Below are 354 nucleotides of genomic sequence, written 5' to 3'. Positions count from 1 at the left end.
ACCCGGCTGTCCGCGCTGCCTGCCGATGAGCTGTATGTCGCCGCCAAGGAACTGCAGGCGCCGTACGAGCTGGTGCGTGAGGTCGCCGAAACCGGGAAGCTCCCGGTGGTGCTGTTCACCGCGGGCGGTATCGCCACCCCGGCCGACGCGGCCATGATGATGCAGCTCGGCGCGGAGGGTGTGTTCGTCGGGTCCGGCATCTTCAAGTCCGGCAATCCCGCGCAGCGCGCGAGCGCCATCGTCAAGGCGACCACCTTCTACGACGACCCCGATGTGCTGGCGAAGGTGTCGCGCGGGCTGGGTGAGGCGATGGTGGGAATCAGTGTCGACGAGATCCCGCAGCCGCATCGGCTG

General features: G+C 68.4%; 1 protein-coding gene. It reads left to right on the top strand.

Going from position 1 to position 354, the window contains the following annotated elements; all coding sequences use genetic code 11:
- Positions 1-354, top strand: a 354-nt coding sequence (locus tag ON30_RS17470) for a pyridoxal biosynthesis lyase PdxS (RefSeq protein ID WP_040708509.1), incomplete at both ends; no start/stop codon positions are given.

Origin of the sequence: Nocardia takedensis NBRC 100417 (genome assembly GCF_000308695.1) — a bacterium.
In the GTDB taxonomy this organism is placed as follows: Bacteria; Actinomycetota; Actinomycetes; order Mycobacteriales; family Mycobacteriaceae; genus Nocardia; species Nocardia takedensis.
Note: the sequence above shows the minus strand (reverse complement) of the source record. Positions and strands in the feature narration are given on the sequence as shown.